This window comes from Alphaproteobacteria bacterium, from assembly GCA_024244705.1.
In the GTDB taxonomy this organism is placed as follows: Bacteria; Pseudomonadota; Alphaproteobacteria; order JAAEOK01; family JAAEOK01; genus JAAEOK01.
The window spans coordinates 144,099-165,971 of record JAAEOK010000036.1 but is presented as its reverse complement, the minus strand read 5'-3'; the positions used below and the strand labels follow the sequence as shown (position 1 = coordinate 165,971).

Here is a 21,873-nt window from a genome sequence, read left to right as displayed (position 1 = left end):
TTACCCCTTCAGGGCCGCCGCAACGGCGTCGCGATCGAGACCGCTCTCGCCGATCACCACCAGCCGGGTTCGCCGCGGCTCGTCGGCGCGCCACGGGCGGTCGAAATAGTGCTGGATACGCGGCCCGACCGCCTGCACCACCAGGCGCATGTCCTTCCCGGCGATGGCGGCAAACCCCTTGATCCGCAGTATGTCGTGGGCCGCGATGGCCGGCGCCAGCCGCCGGACCAGGGTCTCGGGTTCGCGATCGGGGTCGAGATCGACGTCGAAGCTGACGAAGTCGTCATGGTCGTGCTCGCTGCCGTCGTCGTGATGGGACGGCCGGGTATCGAGATCGTCCTCGGCGGCGGCGCCGAGCCCGAGCAGGATTTCGGCGTCGATCCTGCCGTGCCGGGCGGCGACCGACTTCGCCATGTGCCGCATCTCTTTGTGTATGGTGGCCGTCACGCTTTCACGGGCGGGCGGATCGAGCAGGTCGGTCTTGTTGAGAACGACCAAGTCCGCGGCCGCCAATTGTTCCTCGAACAGCTCCTCGAGCGGGCTCTCGTGATCGAGCATCTCGTCCGCCGCGCGTTGCTCGTTCACCGCATCGGGATCGTCGGCGAAACGCCCCTCGGCAACGGCCGGACCATCGACCACCGCAATGACCCCATCGACGGTCACGCGAGACCGCACTTCCGGCCAGTTGAAGGCTTTGATCAGGGGCTTGGGCAACGCCAGGCCCGAGGTTTCGATAATGATGTGGTCCGGCGGCTGGGGCCGATCCAGAAGCGCCTGCATGGTCGGCAGGAAATCGTCGGCGACGGTGCAACAGATGCAACCGTTGGCGAGTTCGACGACGTCGTCCTCGTCGCAGCCCTCGATGCCGCAGCTCTTGATGATCTCGCCATCGATCCCGAGATCGCCGAATTCGTTGATGATGAATGCGAGGCGCCGCCCGTTCGCGGTTTCGAGGAGATGCCGGATCGTCGTCGTCTTCCCGGCGCCGAGAAATCCGGTGATGATGGTGGCCGGAATCTTTTGAGCGGTTGGCATGGGGTCTCCGTTCAGGATGCTGTTTTGAGATGTTGGGGCAGACCGGCGACGACCAGAACCACCGACTGGGCCACGGCCGCGATATCCTGATGAAGGCGGCCGGCGCGGTCGCGGAATTCACGCCCCAGCCGCGCTTCGGGAACGATTCCAAGACCGACTTCGTTGGCAACCAGCACCACCGGCCCGTCGAGGACCGGCAGCGCTGCCACCAGGTCTTGGCACGCGGCCTCGACATCGCGGTCGGACAGCAGAACGTTGGTCAACCACAGGGTGAGGCAATCGACCAGCAGAACGGTATCGCGGGCCGCGGTCCGCGACAGGACTTCGGCGAGATCAAGCGGCTCTTCGATGGTTTCCCAGCGCTTGCCGCGGCGTTCGCGGTGGCGGGCGATGCGCGCCGCCATCTCGTCGTCCCCGGCACTGCCGGTCGCGACGTAGACCGGCGGGCGGCCATCATCGTCGACGAGCGATTCGGCGTAGGCGCTCTTGCCGGACCGGGCGCCGCCCAGGACCAGGGTCAAGGGCGGCAGCATGGCACCCATTGCCGCCGCCAGTGGCGCCATGACCTTCGCCGTCGCAATGCCGTAAAAAGACCCATCGGTGCACCCCGCCCGAAACGGTTTCGTAAGGCTGGAATCCGGGCAGATGTCCTGACTCGCGGGTCGTCGCCCTGCGCTGCGCCTTCCCGACCCGGCCTATCGCCCCGATCAGTGGCCCGTTGCAGCGCGGGCTCGCCGCTTACAGTTGCGGGGGCAGTCACGGAATGAGCGGTCGACACCGCCGCACCGTGTTCCCTGTTACCCTCCGTTCCCCGAGCGGCGAACGAAGACCCGAAACCAGCGGCGCCACTCTATGGACTCGGCGCTCCGGCTGTCAATTTTAACCGCGCCTGTCCACAGCGGCGAATTCATGACTGAGGGCCGATAATTGCCGCCAGGCTCCGCTCCAATCGGGTCCGCTCGCGGCCGCTGGCCGGTAGCCCGAACCGCAGCCAGCGCGGTTGTTCGGGAAAGTTCCGCACCAGAATGCCCGCCCCGAGCAATCCGTCATGAATGGCCGCCGCGCGTTCGTGAGCCACCAGGCGGAACAGGCTGGTTCCGCCGATGTCCTCGAATCCGGCCGCATCGAGAAGAGACGACAATTGAGCGGCCGCGTCCGACAGCCGCGCGCGCGTCTTGTCGATCCAAGCGCGATCGCCGAGGGCCCGCGAACCGATGGCGAGCGCGGGGCCGCTGACCGCCCACGGGCCGAGCGCCGCTTCGACGCGGTCGGCGATATCCTGGGCGCCGATCAGGAAGCCGAGCCGCAAGCCGGCCAGTCCGAAAAACTTGCCGACCGATCGCAGCACGCAAACGCCGGGGGTATCGGCCGCCGACGCAAGCGAGCAATCGGGTTGCAGATCGGCGAAGGCCTCGTCGACGATCAGCCAGCCGCCGCGCGCGGCCAGCAGAACCGCGGCCTCGCGCAGCTCTGCCGGGGCTCGGACACGCCCGTCGGGATTGTTCGGATTAGTCACCACAACGACATCCGCCGTCCTGATCGCATCCCCGAGATCGTCGACGACGGCCACGTCATGACCCGCTTGACCCCAGCAATAGGCATGCTCGCCATAGGTATGACCCAAGACGGCCACGCGGCCGCGTGATCGCAGCCACGGCAGCCACTGGATGAGTGCCTGCGAACCCGGCGCCGCGACGAGCCGGGCGTCTTGGGGAGCGCCATAGCAGGACCGGGCGGCGTCCAGCGCCGCCTCCAAAAGCTCGACGCCGGGAAGGCGGTGCCAGGCCGCGGATTCTATCTTGGGCAGCGGATAGGGCCAGGGATTGATTCCCGTCGACAGGTCGATCCAGGCATCGCCCCGCGATGTCTTCAATGGCCTGACCGCATCCAATCCGCCGCCGTGGTGCGGACGGGCGTCCTTTTCATCCATCATCGAGGGCCTGTATTCGAAGCCTGGGGCAGCTCACGGTCCTCCATAGCAGCCGACCGCCACTGGGTGCAAACCGTTCGTCGCGCAGGGTTCACGGCGCATAATATCGCGTATAATCGTATCGACCGGCGCAGGGATCGCTTGACGACAATTTCTGTTCGGTTAGAAACTAGACACGCGGCTGCCTGTCGGGCTGACATGAACGTGGCCGTGCTGCCATGATGGCGGCGCCACGTCCCGCAGGGGCACAGTCGATGGAGCTGAAGCACATGCAAACCAACGCTACACAGCACGGACGGCTTTCGGTCGGTACCCAAGAGCGCCTGGGGGCGGTCATCGTTCTCGCATTGTTGGGAATGTTCATTGTTTGGGGTGTCGGCTTCGCGCAGTCGAGCACGCTGCACAACGCGGCCCACGATTCGCGGCATTCCATGGCATTCCCCTGCCACTAGGCCACGACCCGTGATTCTGCGCGCGCTCCTGATCGCCGTCATCGCCGGCGCCGTCGCCGGTTTGGCGGTAACGCTGCTGCAATCCTACAAGCTGACGCCGTTGATCCACGAGGCGGAAACGTTCGAACACGCGGCGTCCACTTCTCCGGCCGGTGACACGCATGGGGCCGAACCCGCGGCCGGCGTGGCGGCGGAGCATGACCACGGCGACGGCGCCTGGGCCCCCGCGGATGGGATCGAGCGGGTCGGTTTCACCTCGCTCGCCAATATCCTGACCGGCATCGGCTTCGCCTTGTTGCTGGTCGCCGGGTTCATCCTCTCCGGACGGCCGGTCCGCGCGAGCAACGGATTGCTGTGGGGGATGGCGGGGTTTGCCGCCTTCGTCCTGGCGCCCGCGCTGCAGATGCCGCCGGAGTTGCCGGGCGCGGCGGCGATCGACGTATCGCTCCGCCAGATGGCGTGGCTCGGCATCGCCGTCGCCACCGCTGGCGGTATCGCCCTTATCGCGTTCGGCGCGCGGCCCTGGCTGAAGGCCGTGGGCGTCGCGGCGATCGTCCTGCCGCAATTGCTCTCGCTACCTCTCGGTGACGGAATCGGCTTGGCGCCGCCCGAATTGGCCGCCGAGTTTGCCATCCTGTCGGTCGCCGGTGGCGCCATTTTCTGGGCCGTTCTGGGCTCGGTCGCGGGCTATCTCTACGGCCGGGTGCAAGCCTGATCCGGCCGCGACGGCCGGGGCACTGGTGACGCCTGACGGCGATAACATCTTGAAACTCTTTGGTTTTCCAACATCGGCGGTCGATGTCGACCGGCAGCCTCGTCGGGCCGCCCCTTGACGCGACGCCAGGGACGCTCAAGATCGGGGTTGCGTAGCAATCGCACGGGACATGCCGCCATGATCAAGGGCCTCCATCACAACGCCTATCGCTGCCGCGATTCGGAAGAAACGCGAAAGTTCTATGAGGATTTCCTTGGCCTTCCCCTGGCCGACGCTTTCGAAATCACCGAGACCAAGACCGGGCGCGTCACCAAGGCATTGCACAGCTTCTATCGCCTCGGCGACGGATCGTTCCTCGCCTTCTTCGAAGTGCCGGGCGCGCCCTTCGAGTTCAGGGATCAGCACGACTACGACCTTCACATCGCCCTGGAAGTCGATGCCGAAACACAAGCGGCGATGTTCGCCAAGGGTAGGGCGGAGGGCCGGGAAACGCGCGGTGTCGCCGATCACGGGTTTATTCAATCGATCTATTTCCGCGACCCCAACGGCTATGTCATCGAGCTCGCCGCGCCGGCCGAGGGATCGGAGGGCTATGCCGCGGAAGCGGCGGCTCGCGCCCACGACGCGCTCACCGAATGGCAGACCGGCAAGCCCGCCTCGTAGCGAAATACTCAGGCCAGGTCGCGGAAACGCCGCAGGTGATACGCCGCGTCGCCGAACATCGTTCCGATAATCGACAGCCGCTTGAAGTAGTGGCCGACCGGCAGTTCGTCGGTCATGCCAATGCCACCATGCAGTTGAACGGCCTGCTGGCCGATGAATTTTCCGGCCTCCCCGACCTTGGCCTTGACCGCAGCCGCAGCCCGCGCTTTCTCCGAGTTGTCCAAGTCGTCGTATTCGAGGGCGACGCGCAGCACCAACGCTTCGGTCATCTGTTGCGCGATCAGCATATCGACAAGCCGGTGTTGCAGGACCTGAAATTTCTCCAGCGTTGTGCCAAATTGGCGGCGGGTCTTGAGGTAGTCCCGCGTCGCGTCGACGAGAACCGCCATGATCCCGGCGGCTTCCGAGCCGAGGACGATCCGCGCCCGGTCCACCGCCCGGGTCAGGGCGGCTAGCGCCGAACCGGGTGTTCCGAGGATGGCATCGCCGGATACCCGGACATCGTCGAGGACGACATCGGCGCCGCGGCCGCCATCGATGGTCGGATAAGGCCTGAGGGTAACCCCGGGCATTCCAGGGGCGACCAGGAACAAGCTCAGGCCGTCCACGTCGCGCGGCTCGCCCGCCGAGCGGGCGACGACGAGAAGCATATCGGCGCCGGGCGCATCATAGACGACGCTCTTGTGGCCGCTGATCACGAAGCCGTCCCCCTCGGGCCTTGCACGGGCCGTAACATCGTGCAGATCGTAGCGCGCCTGCGGCTCGCCGAGCGCGACCGCGAAGCGCCGCTCTCCGGCCACCATGGGCGGCAGCAGGTCCCGCTTCTGCGCCTCGGTGCCGAGCTCGCCGATCAGCCCGCCGCCGAGGACGATGGTCGACAGCAGCGGCTCGACGACCAGGCCGCGACCAACCGCGTCCAAGAGGACGGCGATCTCGGCGAGGCCCCCATCCATACCGCCATAGGCCTCGGGCACGGCGACGCCGAGCCAGCCAAGCTCGGCGAACTGCCTCCATTTCTCGCCGTCGATCCCGTCTTCGCTGGCGACGATGCGGGACCTGGTCGCGAACCCGTAATCGCGTTCGACGAAGCGACGTGCGCTTTCCTGCAACAGGCGCTGCTCTTCGCTCAATGCGATCGCCATCGCCCTAAAACCCCAGCACCATTTTGGCGATGATGTTCTTCTGGATTTCGTTGCTGCCGCCGTAGATCGACGCCTTGCGCCAGTTGAAATAATACGGCGCCAGCGGTGCCGCGTAATCGGGTCCGATCGGCGCCTCGTTCCAGCCGTCATCGAGCGCCTCGGTGACAAAGGGCGCGGCATAGGGACCGATGGCCTCGAACAGCAGCTCGGTGATTTTTTGCTGGATTTCGGTGCCCTTGACCTTGAGCAGCGAGGCCTCGGGTCCCGGCGGGCCCGAATTCGTGCCGTCGCCAAGCATGCGCAGGACCACCGATTCCAACGCCATCAGCTCGATCTCGAGCGCCGCCAGTCTGCTTCGAAACGCGGGGTCGTCGAGCAGCGGCCGCCCGTCCGAGAGCTCGCTGGATGCGATCGCTTCGAGGCGGGCCAGTTCGCGCTTCGAGCGGCCGACATCGGCGATATTGGCGCGCTCATGGCCGAGCAGGAACTTGGCGTAGGTCCAGCCCTTGTTTTCCCCGCCAATCAGATTGGCCTTGGGCACGCGGACATCGTCGAAAAAGACCTCGTTGACCTCCTGGCCGCCATCGAGCGTGGTGATCGGGCGCACCTCGATCCCCGCGCTCTTCATGTCGATGAGCAGAAATGAAATTCCCTCCTGGGGCTTGCCCGCGGTCGAGGTCCGCACCAGGCAGAAAATCATGTCGGCGTGCTGGGCCATCGTGGTCCACGTCTTCTGCCCGTTGACGATGTAATCGTCACCATCGGCGACCGCTCGCGTTTGCAGCGAGGCGAGATCGGAACCGGCGCCGGGCTCGGAATAGCCCTGGCACCACCAATCCTCGCTGGACAGGATGCGGGGCAGGTAATGCGCCTTCTGGCGATCGTCGCCAAAGGTCATGATCACCGGCCCGACCATCGCCAGCCCGAAGGGTATGATCCGCGGCGTCGGCGCCCGGCCGAGCTCTTCCTCGAAGATATAGCGCCGCAGCGGGCTCCAGCCGGTGCCGCCATGCTCGACCGGCCAATGGGGCGCGATCCAGCCCTTTTGGTGCAGGACCCTCTGCCAGCGGACATGGTCGTCCTTCGACAGCCGCTTGCCGGTCTCGACCCGGCGGCGGATATCGGCGGGCAGGTTGTCGGCGATGAATTGACGCACCTCGTCACGAAAGGCGGCGTCCTCGGCATTGAGCTTTACATCCACGTCGGTTCTCCCCTCCCCTGCGATCCGGCCGGCGGACATGGATACCGGTGTCGGCGTCCGCCAGCCCGCGATATGATCCCGGGGCCCATCGCCGCAAGGAATTGCCCGCAATGAACCATCATGACCTGTTCGATCTTTCCGGGAAAGTCGCCATCGTCACCGGAGCAACGAAAGGCATCGGACGCGCGATCGCCGAGGTCCTGGCCGCGGCCGGCGCCAAGGTCGTCGTTTCGAGCCGCAAGGCCGATGCCTGCAAGACGGTCGCCGAAGCCATCGCCGCGGCGGGCGGCACGGCCATCGACATCGCGTGCAATGTGTCGCACCAAGACGACCTCGAGAACCTGGTCGAGCGGACGCTGGCCGAGTGGGGCCGCATCGACATCCTGGTCTGCAACGCGGCGGTCAATCCCCACTACGGGCCGATGCTCGGCGTCTCCGAGGCGGCCTACGACAAGATCATGGATACCAACGTCAAGAGCACGCTGTGGCTGTGCAACCTGGTCCTGCCACAAATGGCGGAGCGGCGCGACGGGACGGTCATCATCGTTTCCAGCATCGGCGGGCTCAAGGGTCACGACAAACTGGGCATCTATGGGTTGGCCAAGGCGGCCAACCTGCAGCTGGCGCGAAATCTGGCCGTCGAATGGGGGCCGCACAATATCCGCGCCAACTGCATCGCGCCGGGCATCGTCAAGACCGACATGGCGCGCACCTTGTGGGAGGACCGGGAAACCCACGACGAAGCGGTTCGCCACTACCCGCTCGGCCGCTTGGGTGAGCCCGTGGACATCGCCGGCACCGCCTTATTGCTGGCGAGCCGCGCCGGGAGCTGGATCACCGGCCAAGCCATCGTCGTCGATGGCGGCGTCACCATCGCCAGCGGGCGTTATACTTAGCCCGTCCGGCGTTGCGGGCTCGCGGGCATCGCCAACGAGGCGACGATCAGGCGTCGAGAATTTCGTCGATCAGGGCCGCCAATGGCGTCAGATACGGGTCCGCCGTCAGATGGGGCATCTCGAACTTCCGGCCGCCGACGTCGCGACCGACCGGAATCTCGCGAACGCACAGCCCGCGGTCGGCGACCTTCGCCCAACCGCGCTGATTGTGCGGGGGTCCCGGACAGATCAGCGTGATCTCGCCATCGTAGGGCCGCGGGCGATAGCGCCGGAGCGCCGCTTTATGGGCGGCAATCGCATTGGAGCGGAACCCGCCGCCGTCATCGGCATCGCTCTCCCGCGCCTGCTTCCCGGTGCCCGGCAATCGCCCCGCGATCGCGCGGACCGACAAATTTCCGATGCCTCTCACGCGGCGGCCTAGAAAAGCGAGTTGCTCGTCAAAAGGGCGGGCGGCGAACCATCGCCAGAAGTGGTGATTGCGCCACTGCTGCCCGATGGCGCCAGGGTCACGGGCTGGAAACGCAGTGTCGACCAGGATCACCTTTCCCATCTCTCGGCCCAGCCCTTGCAACTGCCGCGCTACTTCGAACGCAACCACGCCGTCGAAGCAATTGCCGCACAAATGATAGGGGCCGTCGGGCTGAAGGGCACAGATTTCCCGCACAAATATCTCGGCATGATCCTCTATTTCGAGCACTTCGAACCCCCTGTCGGGAGCGCCGATGCGCTGCAGCCCGTAGACCGGCCGAGCGGTCGCCAGGCGGGCGGCGAGGCGGCGGTATTCCGGAATATTGCCGGGATGGTTGTGCATACAGAACAGAGCCGGCCCCGTTCCGCCGCTGCGGAACGGAACCAACGTGGTCGATCGGCCTCCCCCGTTCACCGATTGGGCGAACGTGGATACGGTAAAGCGCTCCCCGGGGATGTCGGGCAACGTGGACATCTCGAAGCGCTGCTCGATCCGGGTCAGGAGTTCCAAGTACAACAGCGAATCGCCCCCGAGATCGAAGAAATCGTCGTCGGCGCCGACGGAGTCGATATATAGCACCTCACAAAAACACGCCGCGATCGCCTCCTCGACCGCGCCTCGCGCGGCGACGAAAGGCTCCTCCAGCTTGGGGCGTGACGACGGAGCGGCCGGTAGCCTGCGGCGGTCGACTTTTGCGTTGCGGTCGAGGGGCAGGTCATCGATGAAGAGATAGCGATTGGGTATCATGTGGGGCGGCAAGGAATCGGCGAGCGCGCGCCGCATGGCCCCGACCGCCGGCCCGGCGCCGGAGGCCACGATATAGGCGACGAGGCGTTGCCCGCCGTGCCCGTTTCCGTCGACCGCGACCACCGCCTGCTCTATGGCCGGGAGGCGATGCAGCGCCGCTTCGATCGCCGGAATGTCGATCCGGCGGCCATTGAGCTTGGGGCAAAAATCTTTTCGACCGAGAACTTCGAGGCAACCGTCGTCGCCCATCCGGCCGAGATCGCCGGTGCGGTAGGTCCACTCGCTCTCTGACCGGGCTTCGGTCGTGAACGCCTCGGAGGTCTTCTCGGCGCGGTTCCAATAGCCCAGCGCCAGATAGGGGCTGGTGACGGCGATCTCGCCGATGTCGTCTCGCCGCACCTCGGCGCCGTCATCGTCAACGACACGCACGATCATGTCGTCGGTCGGGTAGCCGACCGGAACCACATCGCCCGGGAGTTGGCTTTTCGAACCAATGAAATACTGCCGCGCGAGCCCGGTCTCGGTCGCGCCCAATCCATTGACCAGGATGCACCGATCGCCGAAACGCTCCTGAAAAAGAGCAATCTGGCGCCGTTCCGCGCGGTCGCCTTCGAGGCGAACGATGCGCAAGCTGTCGAAGCTGCGACCGGTTGCCATGAGGCTCTCGAAAATGGCAGGGACCGAGTGGAAGATCGTGACGCCTTCATCGGCAATCCAGTCGGCCAGCCGCCCGATGCCGGCGCGATGCAGGTCGAACGGAAACAGCGCGGCACCATTCGCCAGCGCCGAAAACTGGGTCGACACGGTACCGCTGAAGGCCGGCGACTGGATCAGCGACAAGCGATCGGCAGGGCCGATGCCGAGGCTGTTGGTGTATCGCATCACGTTGTGGAGGACGTTTCGATGACTGTCGTAGACACCCTTGGGTAGGCCTGTGCTGCCCGAGGTGTAGTAGATGTAACAGGTATCCGCCGGCGCGATTTCGAGTTCGGGGTCATCGTCCCGTGTGCCGGGTCGGATCTCCTCGACGTCCAGCCAGCGATCCGCGGCGCCGGCGAGATCCAACGCCAAATTTCGGATTTCCCCGGCGGTCAGAATCAAACGCGGGCGGCAATCGGCGACGACCCGGCGCAGGTCGTCGGCCGGCCAGGCCGGGTCCATGGCGACATAGATCTTGCCGGCCTTGAGGGCGCCGAGGATCGCCGCAACCGCCGCATCCCCCTGCCCGAACAGCAGCCCGACAGGCTCGTTACCGCGGCCGAGGCGGTCGAGAATGGCGTGGGCGATGAGGCTGCTTTTTCTGTCAAGCTCGCCATAGGTGAGGCTGGTCCGCCGGCAACGGACGGCGAACCGGTCGGGCGCGGCGCGCACCTGGCGGGCAAAGATTTCCGGTATAGAGCTTTCGATCGCGTCCCTATGGAAGGGAACGAAACCCGTCGTCTTGAGGAATCGTCGGACATCCTGACCCATCACGGGCTCGCTTCGCTGGATGACGAACGCTCACCGGGTGCAGCGGCATGATCGCGGCTCGCCCATCCGATGGTGCGCCAATGGCGCAGCGCACGCAACCGGCTCCTGGAACCCGCAGCCGCGCCGCCGTTATCAATTCCGGTGCTACACCAGCCTGAAATCGTCGAGCTGTACTTCCTTGCCGTAATCGGCGTAGTCGCCGTCGGTGCGGAGCTGGCGGAAATGGCCCCAATTGATCGGGCGGTAATGGGGCCCCTCGGCGGTGATCAACGGCTCGAGCGGCGCGCAATCGGTGGCGTAGGACGGGTTGAAGAAGAACGGCAGGCTGTATCGCGGACGGTCGGTGACCGACTTCACCCGGTGCAAGGCCGCCGGATACGCGTCGTTCGACCACACCTGCATCATGTCGCCGATATTGATGACCATGGCGCCGTCGATCGGTGCGATATCCCACCACGCGCCGCGCGAGAACACCTGCAGGCCGCCAACCTCATCCTGTAGCAGGATCGTCAGCACGCCGGCATCGGTATGGTGGTGCAGTGCCATGTCGCCGAGCGCGGTGACCTGCGCCGACTGGTCCGGCTCGAGCGGGTCCTCGAGCGGATAATAGTTGAGGCGGACGAAGCTGGTGTGGTCGTGGCCGAAATAGGCGTCGAGACGATCTCGCGGGGCGCCGATACCGAGGCAGAACATCTCCAGGAGCCGGTGGCCCAATCGGTCGCACGACCTGAAGTATTCGCTCATGGTCGGCTGGAAATCCGGCAGCTTGGAAGGCCACAGGTTGTGCCCATCCACCGGCAGGTGATTGGCCGGATGGTCGCTGGGCAAGTCGGGAAAAGGATCGAGACCGAAATCGAAAACCTCCTTGAGGTCGCGGGCGTTCTTGGTCAGCTCGCGATCGTAATAGCCGCGCGGATTGTCCTTGGTGCGCAGCAGCTTCCGCTTTTCGGCGAGCGGCAGGTCGAAGAAGGCGATGGTTTGCTGCCACACGCGATCGATCAGCGGCCGGGGAATGCCGTGATTGACGACCTGGAAGAAACCCCAATGCCGGCATGCATCGGCAATCTCGCCGGCGACGCCATCGCAACCGGCATCATCCGCGCCCTTGATCAAGGGCGTTAAATCGATGACGGGCACGGTTTCGGTCACTGCCGACACTCCAACAGATCAACGCGGTCGGACATCCGTTTCGCCCGGTTTCCGGCTTCGACTAAGCGACCTCGAAGAGGCCCGCCGCGCCCATGCCGCCGCCGATGCACATGGTGACGACGACAAATTTCGCGCCGCGCCGCTTGCCTTCGATCAAGGCATGACCGACCAGCCGCGCGCCCGACATGCCGTACGGGTGTCCAATCGAGATCGAGCCGCCGTCGACGTTGAGTTTCTCCATCGGAATGCCCAGTTTGTCTCGGCAATAGACGACCTGGACGGCGAAGGCCTCGTTGAGCTCCCACAAATCGATGTCGTCGATCTTGATCGCGTTCCGTTTCAGCAACCGGGGCACAGCGAAGACGGGGCCGATTCCCATCTCGTCGGGTTCGCAGCCGGCCACCGTGAAGCCGCGCCAAATGCCCAGCGGCTCCAATCCCCGGCGTTCCGCCAACTGGCTGTCCATGACGACGCAGGCCGAGGCCCCATCCGACAATTGGCTGGCGTTTCCGGCGGTGACATACTTGTCCTCGCCCATCACCGGCATCAGCGCGGCCAGCCCCTCCGGGTTCGTTCCAGGGCGGTTGCCTTCGTCCTGGGCCAGGGTCACCTCTTCCTCCCAGCTGTCGCCGCTGTCCTTGTCGGTGACGATTTTGGTGGTGGTCAAGGGGACGATCTCGTCGTCGAACCGCCCCGCCTGCTGGGCGGCAGCGGTCCGCAACTGGCTCGCCAGCGCGTATTCGTCCTGGGCCTCGCGCGAAACGTCGTAGCGCTCGGCGACCGTATCGGCGGTCTCGATCATGCTCATCCACAGCTCGGGCTTGTTCGCCATCAACCAGTCTTCGCGGTAGTGGTGCAGGTTCTGGTTGTTCTGAACCAGGCTGATCGATTCCAATCCACCCGCGACCATGACCGGAACCTGATCGGTGATGACCCGCTGGGCGGCCATGCTGATCGCTTGCAGGCCGGAACTGCAAAACCGGTTGACCGTCGCCGCCGAGGTGGTCGCCGGCAGCCCGGCGCGAATCGAGGACAGCCGGGCGATGTTGTGGCCCGTGGCGCCCTCCGGAAAGCCACAGCCCATCAACACGTCCTCGACCTCTTCGGCGTCGATCTTGGCGCGCTCGACGGCGGTCTTGATCACGTGGCCACCGAGGGTTGCTCCATGGGTATTATTGAAAGCGCCGCGGAAGGCCCGGCCGATGGGCGTCCTGGCGGTCGAAACGATGACGGCATCTCGCATCACGTAATCCTCATGCTGTGGCGCGACGGGGCGCGGCTAAATGTCGCCGAATTTGCGGCCGGTCTTGGCCAATTCGGCCAATAGCGGTGCCGGCTCCAGCCAATCGCCATGGATATCGTAGAGCCGGGACATCGCCTCATACACCCTGTCGACGCCGATTGTGTCGGCATAAAACATAGGTCCGCCGCGATAGCGGGGAAAGCCATAGCCGTAAAGCCAAATCACGTCGATATCGGAGGGCCGTTGGGCGATGCCCTCGGCAACAATCTTGGCGCCCTCGTTGATCAACGGATAGAGGCAGCGCTCGAGAATCTCCTGGTCGGAGATCTGGCGGCGCTCGAAACCAAGCTCTTCCGACACCGCCGCGATCAGGGCTTCGATTTCGGGGTCGGGTATGGGGGCTCGGCTGCCGTCCTCGTAAAGGTACCAACCGGCGCCGGTTTTCTGTCCGAATCGCCCCATCTCGCAGATGCGATCGGCAATCGGCGAATAGCGGAAATTCGACGGGCGGATCTTGGCGCGCGCCTTGCGGACCAGCCAGCCGACATCGAGCCCCGCCAGATCGCCCATCGCGAACGGACCCATGGGAAAGCCGAAATCGTAGATAACCTTGTCGATCTGCTGCGGCAGCGCGCCCTCTTCGAGCAGGAAGTTGGCCTGGCGCGCATAGGCATACAGCATGCGGTTGCCGACGAAGCCGTCGCAGACGCCGACTAGGACGCCGACCTTGCCGATGCGTTTGGCCAGGCCCATGACGGTGGCCAGCGTCTCGGCGTCGGTTGCCGCGCCGCGCACGTTCTCCATCAGCCGCATGACATTGGCAGGACTGAAGAAATGGGTGCCCATGACCTTGGCCGGCCGGTGCGTCGCCCGGGCGATCTCGTCGACGTCGAGCGTCGAGGTGTTGGTGGTCAGGATCGCTTCCGGCCGGGTCGCCTCGTCGAGCTTCGCCAAGACCTCCTTCTTGACATCCATTTCTTCGAACACCGCCTCGATCACGATATCCACGTCGCCGAGATCGGCGTAGTCGGCGGTGCCCTCGATCAGGCCCATCCGCCGATCCATCTCCGCCTGGTCGAGGCGGCCCTTCGAGACCGTCGCCGCATAGTTCTTGCGGATCAAATCAATGCCGGCATCGAGCCGGTCACGATCGGTCTCCAGCACCCGCACCGGGATGCCGGAATTGGCGAAGTTCATGGCGATCCCGCCGCCCATGGTGCCGCAACCGACGACGGCGGCGCGGGCGATCTCGGCGACCGGCGTATCCTTCGGTACGTCGGCGATCTTGGCCGCTTGCCGCTCGGCGAAGAAAGCATGGCGCAGCGCCTTGGACTGATCCGATTCGACGCAGCGCTTGAAGGTCTCCCGTTCGAACTTGCGTCCGTCCGCGAAAGGAAGAGTCACCGCGGCCTCGATGCATTCGATACAAGCATAGGGAGCCTCGAACCCGCGCGCACGACGGACGATCTTTTCCCGGTAGCGGTCGAAGATCCCGGAGTCGCTCTTGGCCGCTTCGATATGATCGTTCAGTTCCGAGGTGCGCCGAATCCCCCGGCCCTCGGTTAGGACGGACCGCGCGTAGTCGAGCGCCGCCGCCGCGGCGTCATCCTCGACCAGCAGATCGACCAGGCCCAGCCGGTCGGCCTTCTCGGCCGGGATCAACGCCCCCGGGACGATCATGTCGAGCGCCGCCTCGATGCCGATCAGGCGGGGCAGCCGCTGGGTGCCGCCGGCGCCGGGCACAATTCCGAGCGTCACTTCCGGCAGGCCGAGCCGTGTTCCCTTGGCCGCGACCCGGTAGTGGCAGCCGAGGGCCAGTTCCAGGGCGCCCCCGGCGGCAACGCCGTGGAGCGCGATGACGACCGGTTTGTCGGCCGCCTCGAAACGGTCGATCAATTGCGGCAGGGCCGGCTCCTGCAAGGCAAATGGCGTGTTGAACTCGCGGATATCGGCGCCGCCGCCGAACATGCGGCCGGCGCCGGCGAGGACGATCGCGCCGACCGAGGAATCGGCGAGGCAACGATCCAAATGATCGGCGAGGCCGGTTCGCATCGCCGCCGAAAGACCGTTTACCGGCGGATTGTCGATCGTGACGAGGGCGATTCCATCACGCAGTTCCAGGTTGACCGTCGCCATTCCGACCATTCTCCCCTGTGTTCGTTGAAATTGAATTCCGGTCGGCGTCGGCGTCCCGCGAACCCGCCCTTCCGCATCACAACGGACTTCCGGCTAGCTGCCGGGCGCACCCTCCATGACCGGGCCGAAGAGCTCCCAACGCTCGCCGTTGAACCGTTGCAATCGCATCTGTTCCAGCGGCTTAAAATCATCGGAGTTCGTGTTGATGACGATTCCGGGCAGCAGCATAGGAATTTCCAGATCCGACATACTCGCCGCTTGTTCCATGATGTTTTCCCGGGTCAGCTCGTCGCCGGCTTGACGTAGCACGTGTTCGAGTGTCTTGGCCACGGCGTAGCCATAGACATTGAGGCCGCTGCCGGTATTGCCGTCGGGATAGTAGGTGTTCATGAACGCAACCCAGTCCTGGAAGTCGGGGTCGTCGGCCCAGGTCGGGTCGCCCGGGCTCTTGTAGTAGGCCGAAGAAACGATACCGGTGGATTTATCCAACCCGGCCGGCGCCAGTACGGCCGGAACGGATGTGGATACGTTGTTCAACAGATGCACCGGTTGCCAGCCGATATCATGGGCCTTCTTGATCGCCTGTGCCGCCCACTTCGGCGTCGCCACATTGAGGAGGACGTTGGCGCCGCTTTCCTTCAACTGGACGATCTGTGAGTCTATCGTCGGATCGGAGGTCTCGTAGGGAACCGTCAGGACGATCAGCTCGTCGGCCCTGTCGCCCAAGCCGTCGCGAAGGCCGGTCAAATAGTCCTTGCCGTAATCGTCGTTCTGATAGAGCACGCCGATCTTCGGGTCCTCGACATTATCGAGAATGTATTGCGCGTAGATCCGCGCCTCGCTCTGGTAGTTGGGCTGCCACCCCATGGTCCACGGGAAATTGTCCGGATCGGCCCATTTCGTCGCGCCGGTGGCGAGGAATAGATGCGGCACCTGCTTCCCATCGACGTATTTGTGGACCGCGCTGTTGGTCGGCGTACCCAGGTTCTGGAACAGCAGCAGCACTTCCTCCTGTTCGACGAGCTTGCGCACCTGTTCGACCGTCTTCGCCGGGTTGTAGCCGTCATCGAGCGAGATGAACGTGATCTTGCGCCCGTTGATCCCGCCTTCGTCGTTGACCTTGTCGAAATAGGCGGAAATCACCTTGCCGATGGTGCCGTAGGCCGAAGCACGGCCGCTATAGGGATTGGTGTGCCCGATCTTGATCTCGGTGTCGCTGGCGCCGGGACCGTATTCGGCCGCTTCCGCGGTAGCGGCAACAGCCAGGGCGGCCGCCCCGGCAAGAACGATCCATGGCCTGCTATTCATCGGCATGGTGCTGTCCTCCCAAATCCTTCGGCGCCGCGCCTGACGACCCGTTTTTCGGCTACGACCAAAGCTCGCGGCGCCACGCGCGCGCGCGTTCACCGATCGTTTGGCGGGGCCGGGCTGGAAGCGAGGCGCCCTGATCGTCCCGTTCCACGATCCATAATACCATCTTTTTCACGAAACCCGCGACGCCATAGGGGATGGTAAACATGAGCAGGATCAAGAAAAGTCCGTAAATCGTCCACGGCGCGGCGTCCGAGATCTGTTGCGCGATATTCGGCACGAAAACCAGGAAAAGACCGCCATATATGGCGCCGGAAATGGACGCCAGACCGCCGACGACGACGCCGACCAGGAGGGCGATCGATACGAAGAGGTCGAAGCTGTCCGGCGCAACGAAATTCACCACGATCGCCGACAGCGCCCCCGCGACACCCGTATAGAGCGCGCTGATGCCGAAAGTGATCGATTTGTAGCGCGCGGTGTCTATGCCCATGGTCCCGGCGGCGATGTGATGATCGCGGATCGCGACCAGCGCGCGCCCGATGCGCCCGCCCATCAGGTTGGCGGCGACGCGAAACAGGACGACGGCGATGGCGAGCGAGAAGAAATAGAGCCACTGGTCCGGGGACAACGGCAAACCGAACGGCACATCCGGCTTGTCGACGAAAATGCCCTGGACCCCGCCGGTCCATGGCTCGAAGGCATCGAAACGCAACAGCTGAGGGAGCGCCAGAGCCAATGCCAGGGTGGCGAGGGCAAGGTAAAGGCCATGAAGGCGCAGCGCCGGGATACCGAACAGAAACCCGAACACGAAAGTGATTGCGGCGGCGGCCGGTATGGCCAGGTAATAGGGTACCGAGAACTGATCGATCAGGATCGCCGCGGCGTAGGCCCCGATCGCATAGAACGCGCCGTGGCCGAGGGAAACCTGGCCGTTGTACCCCATCAGCATATTGAGACCCATCAGCGCGATCGCATAGATGATCGCCTGGGTGAGCTGGAAGGTACGGTAATCGCCGACCAGGAACGGCACCACACAGGCCGCCACCAACAACAGCGCGAAGCCGGCGCGGTTCCATCGCTTGAGTCGCATGGCGATATCGCGCCGGTTGTCGGTGGAGCTTGAAGTCGCCATCCGTCAGACCCGGTTCACGATTCGGTGGCCGAACATCCCGTGCGGGCGGACGATGAGGACACCCACGATCAGCACCAATGCCACGGTCAGCTTCAATTCGTTGCCGACGACGGGGATGTAGGTGCCGACCAGATTCTCGAGAACGCCGACGATGAAGCCGCCGAGGACCGCCCCGCCGGGACTGCTGATGCCGCCGAGGAGTGCACCGGCGAAGGCATAGATCAACACCGAACCCATCATCGACGGATCGAGGTTGAGTTTCGGCGCCACCGTCATTCCGGCCACGGCGCCGATGGCCGCCGCAAGCCCCCAGCCCAATGCCAGCATCCAGCCAACGCGAATGCCGACAAGCCGGCTCGATTCGGGGTTCTGCGCGGCGGCCCGCATGGCGAGGCCGAGGGGGGTATAACGGAAGAACAGAAAGACCAGCAGCAGCACGATCAGCGTAACCCCGATCGCCGCCAGCTCCTGCAGATTGATGCCGAACAGCGGCAGGTCCGGGAACGGGCTGGGAAAGGCCTTCTGGGTGTAGCTGAAGATCCAGCCGGCCAGACTGTGGAAGATGATCAGCAGGCCGATGAACACCACCACGACGGACAGCACCGATCCCTTGATCGGGCGGATCACGAGCCGCTCGATGAGCACGCCGGCGGCAAACGACGCAGCGACGGTGATGGCGAATGCCAGCCAGTAGGGCAAACCGGCGTCGATCAGTGACCACGCGATATAGGTACTGAACATCGCCATCTCGCCCTGGGCGAAATTCACATGCTCGGTCGCCTGATAGATCATCACCAGTGCGAGGGCGAGACTGGCATAGATGCCGCCGACGGCGAGTCCGCTGAGGATTTGCTGGAGGAAAAGTTCCAACGAGCTAATACCCCAGATAGGCGCGGCGGATCGATTGGTCGCGCTTGAGGTCGTCCGACCGGCCACTCAGGACAACGCGCCCGGTTTCGAGCAAATAGATCCGGTCTGCGAGATCGAGTGCCAGCGCGGCGTTCTGTTCGACCAGCAGCAGACCAACCCGTTGTTCGGCGGTAATCGCCGCCAGGATGCCGAAGATCGCTTGGACAATTTTGGGCGCCAATCCGAACGAAGGCTCGTCGAGTACGAGCAGGCGCGGCCGCAGCATCAAGGCACGGCCGATGGCCAGCATTTGCTGCTCGCCGCCGCTCATGGTGCCGGCCTGCTGGCGGCGGCGCTCGGCGAGCACCGGGAAATAGTGATAGATGCGTTCGTAGTCCGCCGCCAACACGGCCTTGTCGCGACGTGTATAGGCGCCGAGCCGCAAATTCTCTTCGACCGTGAGGTTGACGAAGGTCCCCCGCCCTTCTGGAACATGGGCGATGCCGGAGCGAACGATCTTGGCCGTCGGCCAGCCGTCGATGCGGGCACCGTCGAAACGGATCGTCCCGCGCCGATCGACCAATCCGCAGACCGCCTTCAGAGTCGTCGTCTTGCCCGCGCCGTTGGCCCCCAGCACGGCGGTCACGCCCCGCGGAGCGACCGTAATACCGATGCCGTGAAGGGCCTGCGTTTGGCCATAGAACGCGCACAGGTCCGTCGCCTCGAGCAGGACGGTCATGCCGCCCCGGACCCGAGATAGGCTTCGATCACGGCGGGATCGTTTTGCATCTCCGCCGGCGGGCCGTCGGCGATCTTGCGGCCGAAATCGAGAACGACCACACGGTCCGAGACCGACATGACCAGATTCATGTGATGCTCGACGAGCAAGACCGTCACCCGGTAGCGATCCCGGACGGCGCGGATCGTATCGGCCAGACGATCGACTTCCTCGAGGTTGAGGCCGGCGGCAGGCTCATCGAGCAGCAACAACTTGGGCTCGGCCATCAGCGCACGGGCCAACTCGACGCGCTTGCGCGTCCCGAACGGAAGCGCGGACACACGCGCATGCATGGACGCGCCGAGATTCAGTTCCTCGATGATCGCCTGGGCCCGCCGACGCTGCGCGTCGGCCTCCGCTTTGACGCGCTTCGTGTTCATCGCGTTGCCCAAGAACCCGGTCCGTCCCGACCCGTGACCGCCGATCAAGACGTTGTCGATGACCGACAAGGTCTCGAACAAGGCAAGGTTTTGGAAGGTTCGCGCGATGCCGCGCCGGGCGATGCGGTGGGCCGGCATGCGGGACAGCGGCCGGCCTTCGAAATACAGCTCGCCGTGGTCGAGCCGATAGAGCCCGCTCAGGCAATTGAAGAACGTCGTTTTGCCGGCACCGTTGGGGCCGATCAGGCCGGCGATGTGTCCCGCCTCGACGGAAAACGAAACCGCGTCGAGGGCGGTTACGCCGCCAAAACGAAGCGTCGCGTCCTCGACTTCAAGCAGCGCGCCTGGAACGCCCGTTCGGCCCGGTTCGGTGGTCTGCGTGTCATGCGTCATCGCGGCATGATCGATCATGCCGTCGGCAAGGCGTAGTCCTTGAACATCTCACGCAGTTGCAATTTCGAGATCTTGCCGGTCGCGGTCAACGGCAAGGCATCGACGAACTGGACGTCGTCGGGCATCCACCATTTTGCGATCTTGCCATCGAGAAACGTGAGGATTTCGTCGCGCGTCGGCTGGCGATCTCCGGCGGCGACGACAATCAACAACGGGCGCTCGCCCCACTTCGGATGAGCGATCCCGATCACAGCGGCCTGCGCGACATCGGGATGGCCGGTGGCGATGTTCTCGAGATCGATCGAGCTGATCCATTCGCCGCCGGATTTGATCACGTCCTTGCTGCGGTCGACGATGTGGATATAGCCATCCGGGTCGATCGTCGTGACGTCGCCGGTGCGGAACCAACCCTCGTCATCGAAAGCGGCCGCCGTCGCATCCTCGTCCTTGAAATAGGAATCGATGATCCAGGAACCGCGCACCAAGAGCTCGCCAAAGGCCTCGCCGTCATGCGGCAATTCCTTGCCGTCGTCGTCGACGATCTTGAGGTCGACGCCGTAGATGGCATGGCCCTGCTTGGCCTTGTACGCGTATTGCTCCTCTTTGGGCAGGCCAAGCAATCTCGGCTTGAGATGGCCCGAGGTGCCGACCGGACTCATCTCGGTCATCCCCCAGGCATGCCGGGTGTCGCAGCCGAATTCCTCCTCGAATGCCCGGATCATCGACAGCGGGGCGGCGGCACCGCCGATCAAGACCAACGGCGGCCGGCTGAACGACTTGCCGGTCGCTCGCATATGCTCGATCAACATCTGCCAGATCGTCGGCACGCCCGCGGTGATCGTCACACCTTCGTTCTCGAGCAGGTCGAACATCGATTCGCCGTCATAGTGCTGACCCGGTAGGACGAGCTTGCTGCCGGTCAGGGCGCAACCATAGGGGATCCCCCACGCATTGGCGTGAAACATCGGTACCGCCGGCAATACCGCGTGGCCGCTGGAAAGGCCGAGCGCCTCCACCAGACAGATGGAATAGGTGTGCAGGACGGTCGACCGGTGGCTGTACAGCGCACCCTTGGGTCTGGATGTCGTACCCGATGTGTAGCACAGCGACGCGGCGGCATTTTCATCGAACTCGGGCCAGTCGTGATCGTCCTTTTCGGCGGAAAGCAATTCCTCATAGACCAACGCGTTGGGCAGGGTGGTCTCGGGCATGTTCGCGCGGTCGGTCATGACGACATAGCCGCGCACGGAGGTGAACATTTCGGCGAACGGCTCGAGCAGCGGCACGAAGGTCACATCGAGAAAGACGTATTTGTCCTCGGCGTGGTTGACGATGTATTCGATCTGGTCGGCGAAGAGGCGCGGGTTGACGGTATGCAGCACGGCGCCCATCCCGGAGACGCCGAAATAGAGCTCGAGGTGCCGGTACCCGTTCCACGCCAGCGTCGCGATGCGATCGCCGGGCTCGACGCCGAGCCGGCGCAGCGCTCCGGCGACCCGGCAGGCGCGGCGATGGCAATCGGAGTAGGTGTAGCGATGGATCGGCCCTTCGACCGTACGCGAAACAACTTCCACGTCGCCCTGGTAATCCGCCGCATACTTGATCAATGAACTGATCAACAGCGGCCGGTCCATCATCTGCCCACGCAACATGACGGTCGCTCCCTGTCAATGTATGTGCCCTTTATCAGGCATTCTCGAGGGGGAAATTGTAGAGCGACATACGGCCCGGTGTCACTATGGCCATTCCCCGGCGGGGATGAGTGCGGGCAACGGACTA

General features: G+C 64.5%; 19 protein-coding genes and 1 riboswitch. Of the genes, 4 read left to right on the top strand and 15 right to left on the bottom strand.

Annotation, left to right across the window (positions count from 1 at the left end):
- The 3 genes from cobW to GY791_05310 form a co-directional block, all read right to left on the bottom strand.
- Positions 1 to 1,035 (bottom strand): cobalamin biosynthesis protein CobW, encoded by a 1,035-nt coding sequence (cobW, locus tag GY791_05320; GenBank protein ID MCP4327841.1) that lies wholly within the window; start codon positions 1,033 to 1,035, stop codon positions 1 to 3.
- An 11-nt stretch (positions 1,036 to 1,046) separates the two neighbouring features.
- Positions 1,047 to 1,577, bottom strand: coding sequence for a bifunctional adenosylcobinamide kinase/adenosylcobinamide-phosphate guanylyltransferase (gene cobU, locus GY791_05315; GenBank protein ID MCP4327840.1), 531 nt, complete (start codon positions 1,575 to 1,577; stop codon positions 1,047 to 1,049).
- Positions 1,578 to 1,657: 80 nt separating this feature from the next.
- A riboswitch (cobalamin riboswitch) is annotated at positions 1,658 to 1,884 on the bottom strand.
- Positions 1,885 to 1,942: 58 nt separating this feature from the next.
- On the bottom strand, positions 1,943 to 2,965 hold the full coding sequence (locus tag GY791_05310) for a threonine-phosphate decarboxylase (GenBank protein MCP4327839.1): 1,023 nt from the start codon (positions 2,963 to 2,965) through the stop codon (positions 1,943 to 1,945).
- A 269-nt stretch (positions 2,966 to 3,234) separates the two neighbouring features.
- On the opposite strand from GY791_05310, the gene GY791_05305 reads away from it, so the two are divergent.
- The 3 genes from GY791_05305 to GY791_05295 all read left to right on the top strand — a co-directional run bounded on the left by GY791_05305 (position 3,235) and on the right by GY791_05295 (position 4,795).
- Positions 3,235 to 3,417 (top strand): CbtB-domain containing protein, encoded by a 183-nt coding sequence (locus GY791_05305; GenBank protein MCP4327838.1) that lies wholly within the window; start codon positions 3,235 to 3,237, stop codon positions 3,415 to 3,417.
- 10 nt (positions 3,418 to 3,427) lie between these two features.
- Positions 3,428 to 4,132, top strand: coding sequence for a cobalt transporter (locus tag GY791_05300; GenBank protein MCP4327837.1), 705 nt, complete (start codon positions 3,428 to 3,430; stop codon positions 4,130 to 4,132).
- Between the two features lie 177 nt (positions 4,133 to 4,309).
- Complete coding sequence (locus tag GY791_05295; GenBank protein MCP4327836.1) at positions 4,310 to 4,795, top strand: VOC family protein; 486 nt, start codon at positions 4,310 to 4,312, stop codon at positions 4,793 to 4,795.
- A gap of 8 nt (positions 4,796 to 4,803) precedes the next feature.
- Here GY791_05295 and GY791_05290 read toward each other — a convergent pair whose 3' ends face one another.
- Positions 4,804 to 5,937 carry a pimeloyl-CoA dehydrogenase small subunit gene (locus GY791_05290; GenBank protein MCP4327835.1) on the bottom strand — a complete coding sequence of 378 codons (1,134 nt, stop codon included), beginning with the start codon at positions 5,935 to 5,937 and terminating at the stop codon, positions 4,804 to 4,806.
- A gap of 4 nt (positions 5,938 to 5,941) precedes the next feature.
- Positions 5,942 to 7,138, bottom strand: a complete 1,197-nt coding sequence (locus GY791_05285; protein ID MCP4327834.1) for a pimeloyl-CoA dehydrogenase large subunit — start codon at positions 7,136 to 7,138, stop codon at positions 5,942 to 5,944.
- 110 nt (positions 7,139 to 7,248) lie between these two features.
- On the opposite strand from GY791_05285, the gene GY791_05280 reads away from it, so the two are divergent.
- On the top strand, positions 7,249 to 8,034 hold the full coding sequence (locus GY791_05280) for an SDR family oxidoreductase (protein MCP4327833.1): 786 nt from the start codon (positions 7,249 to 7,251) through the stop codon (positions 8,032 to 8,034).
- A 46-nt stretch (positions 8,035 to 8,080) separates the two neighbouring features.
- Here GY791_05280 and GY791_05275 read toward each other — a convergent pair whose 3' ends face one another.
- From GY791_05275 to GY791_05230, 10 genes are all read right to left on the bottom strand, one after another.
- A complete protein-coding gene (locus GY791_05275; GenBank protein MCP4327832.1) occupies positions 8,081 to 10,720 on the bottom strand; it encodes an AMP-binding protein in 2,640 nt (879 codons plus the stop codon).
- A gap of 144 nt (positions 10,721 to 10,864) precedes the next feature.
- On the bottom strand, positions 10,865 to 11,869 hold the full coding sequence (locus GY791_05270; GenBank protein ID MCP4327831.1) for a hypothetical protein: 1,005 nt from the start codon (positions 11,867 to 11,869) through the stop codon (positions 10,865 to 10,867).
- Positions 11,870 to 11,930: 61 nt separating this feature from the next.
- Positions 11,931 to 13,112 (bottom strand): acetyl-CoA C-acyltransferase, encoded by a 1,182-nt coding sequence (locus GY791_05265; protein ID MCP4327830.1) that lies wholly within the window; start codon positions 13,110 to 13,112, stop codon positions 11,931 to 11,933.
- A 36-nt stretch (positions 13,113 to 13,148) separates the two neighbouring features.
- Positions 13,149 to 15,248, bottom strand: a complete 2,100-nt coding sequence (locus GY791_05260) for a 3-hydroxyacyl-CoA dehydrogenase (GenBank protein ID MCP4327829.1) — start codon at positions 15,246 to 15,248, stop codon at positions 13,149 to 13,151.
- Between the two features lie 93 nt (positions 15,249 to 15,341).
- Positions 15,342 to 16,562, bottom strand: a complete 1,221-nt coding sequence (locus GY791_05255) for an ABC transporter substrate-binding protein (GenBank protein ID MCP4327828.1) — start codon at positions 16,560 to 16,562, stop codon at positions 15,342 to 15,344.
- A gap of 52 nt (positions 16,563 to 16,614) precedes the next feature.
- Complete coding sequence (locus tag GY791_05250) at positions 16,615 to 17,694, bottom strand: branched-chain amino acid ABC transporter permease (protein MCP4327827.1); 1,080 nt, start codon at positions 17,692 to 17,694, stop codon at positions 16,615 to 16,617.
- A gap of 3 nt (positions 17,695 to 17,697) precedes the next feature.
- A complete protein-coding gene (locus tag GY791_05245; protein MCP4327826.1) occupies positions 17,698 to 18,564 on the bottom strand; it encodes a branched-chain amino acid ABC transporter permease in 867 nt (288 codons plus the stop codon).
- A 4-nt stretch (positions 18,565 to 18,568) separates the two neighbouring features.
- Positions 18,569 to 19,282 carry an ABC transporter ATP-binding protein gene (locus GY791_05240; protein ID MCP4327825.1) on the bottom strand — a complete coding sequence of 238 codons (714 nt, stop codon included), beginning with the start codon at positions 19,280 to 19,282 and terminating at the stop codon, positions 18,569 to 18,571.
- Positions 19,279 to 20,094 (bottom strand): ABC transporter ATP-binding protein, encoded by an 816-nt coding sequence (locus GY791_05235; GenBank protein ID MCP4327824.1) that lies wholly within the window; start codon positions 20,092 to 20,094, stop codon positions 19,279 to 19,281. Before GY791_05235 ends, GY791_05240 begins: the two co-directional genes overlap by 4 nt.
- Before the next feature lie 14 nt (positions 20,095 to 20,108).
- Complete coding sequence (locus tag GY791_05230) at positions 20,109 to 21,743, bottom strand: long-chain-fatty-acid--CoA ligase (protein MCP4327823.1); 1,635 nt, start codon at positions 21,741 to 21,743, stop codon at positions 20,109 to 20,111.
- Positions 21,744 to 21,873: the final 130 nt, after the last annotated feature.

What these genes read in the sequence shown, in the direction of transcription:
- GY791_05250 (MCP4327827.1), bottom strand. Translation starts at nt 17,694, where the DNA reads ATGGCGACTTCAAGCTCCACCGACAACCGGCGCGATATCGCCATGCGA.
- GY791_05280 (MCP4327833.1), top strand. Translation starts at nt 7,249, where the DNA reads ATGAACCATCATGACCTGTTCGATCTTTCCGGGAAAGTCGCCATCGTC.
- GY791_05260 (MCP4327829.1), bottom strand. Translation starts at nt 15,248, where the DNA reads ATGGCGACGGTCAACCTGGAACTGCGTGATGGAATCGCCCTCGTCACG.
- GY791_05235 (MCP4327824.1), bottom strand. Translation starts at nt 20,094, where the DNA reads ATGACGCATGACACGCAGACCACCGAACCGGGCCGAACGGGCGTTCCA.
- GY791_05290 (MCP4327835.1), bottom strand. Translation starts at nt 5,937, where the DNA reads ATGGCGATCGCATTGAGCGAAGAGCAGCGCCTGTTGCAGGAAAGCGCA.
- GY791_05255 (MCP4327828.1), bottom strand. Translation starts at nt 16,562, where the DNA reads ATGCCGATGAATAGCAGGCCATGGATCGTTCTTGCCGGGGCGGCCGCC.
- GY791_05310 (MCP4327839.1), bottom strand. Translation starts at nt 2,965, where the DNA reads ATGGATGAAAAGGACGCCCGTCCGCACCACGGCGGCGGATTGGATGCG.
- cobU (MCP4327840.1), bottom strand. Translation starts at nt 1,577, where the DNA reads ATGGGTGCCATGCTGCCGCCCTTGACCCTGGTCCTGGGCGGCGCCCGG.
- GY791_05265 (MCP4327830.1), bottom strand. Translation starts at nt 13,112, where the DNA reads ATGCGAGATGCCGTCATCGTTTCGACCGCCAGGACGCCCATCGGCCGG.
- GY791_05305 (MCP4327838.1), top strand. Translation starts at nt 3,235, where the DNA reads ATGCAAACCAACGCTACACAGCACGGACGGCTTTCGGTCGGTACCCAA.
- GY791_05275 (MCP4327832.1), bottom strand. Translation starts at nt 10,720, where the DNA reads ATGGGTCAGGATGTCCGACGATTCCTCAAGACGACGGGTTTCGTTCCC.
- GY791_05240 (MCP4327825.1), bottom strand. Translation starts at nt 19,282, where the DNA reads ATGACCGTCCTGCTCGAGGCGACGGACCTGTGCGCGTTCTATGGCCAA.
- GY791_05295 (MCP4327836.1), top strand. Translation starts at nt 4,310, where the DNA reads ATGATCAAGGGCCTCCATCACAACGCCTATCGCTGCCGCGATTCGGAA.
- cobW (MCP4327841.1), bottom strand. Translation starts at nt 1,035, where the DNA reads ATGCCAACCGCTCAAAAGATTCCGGCCACCATCATCACCGGATTTCTC.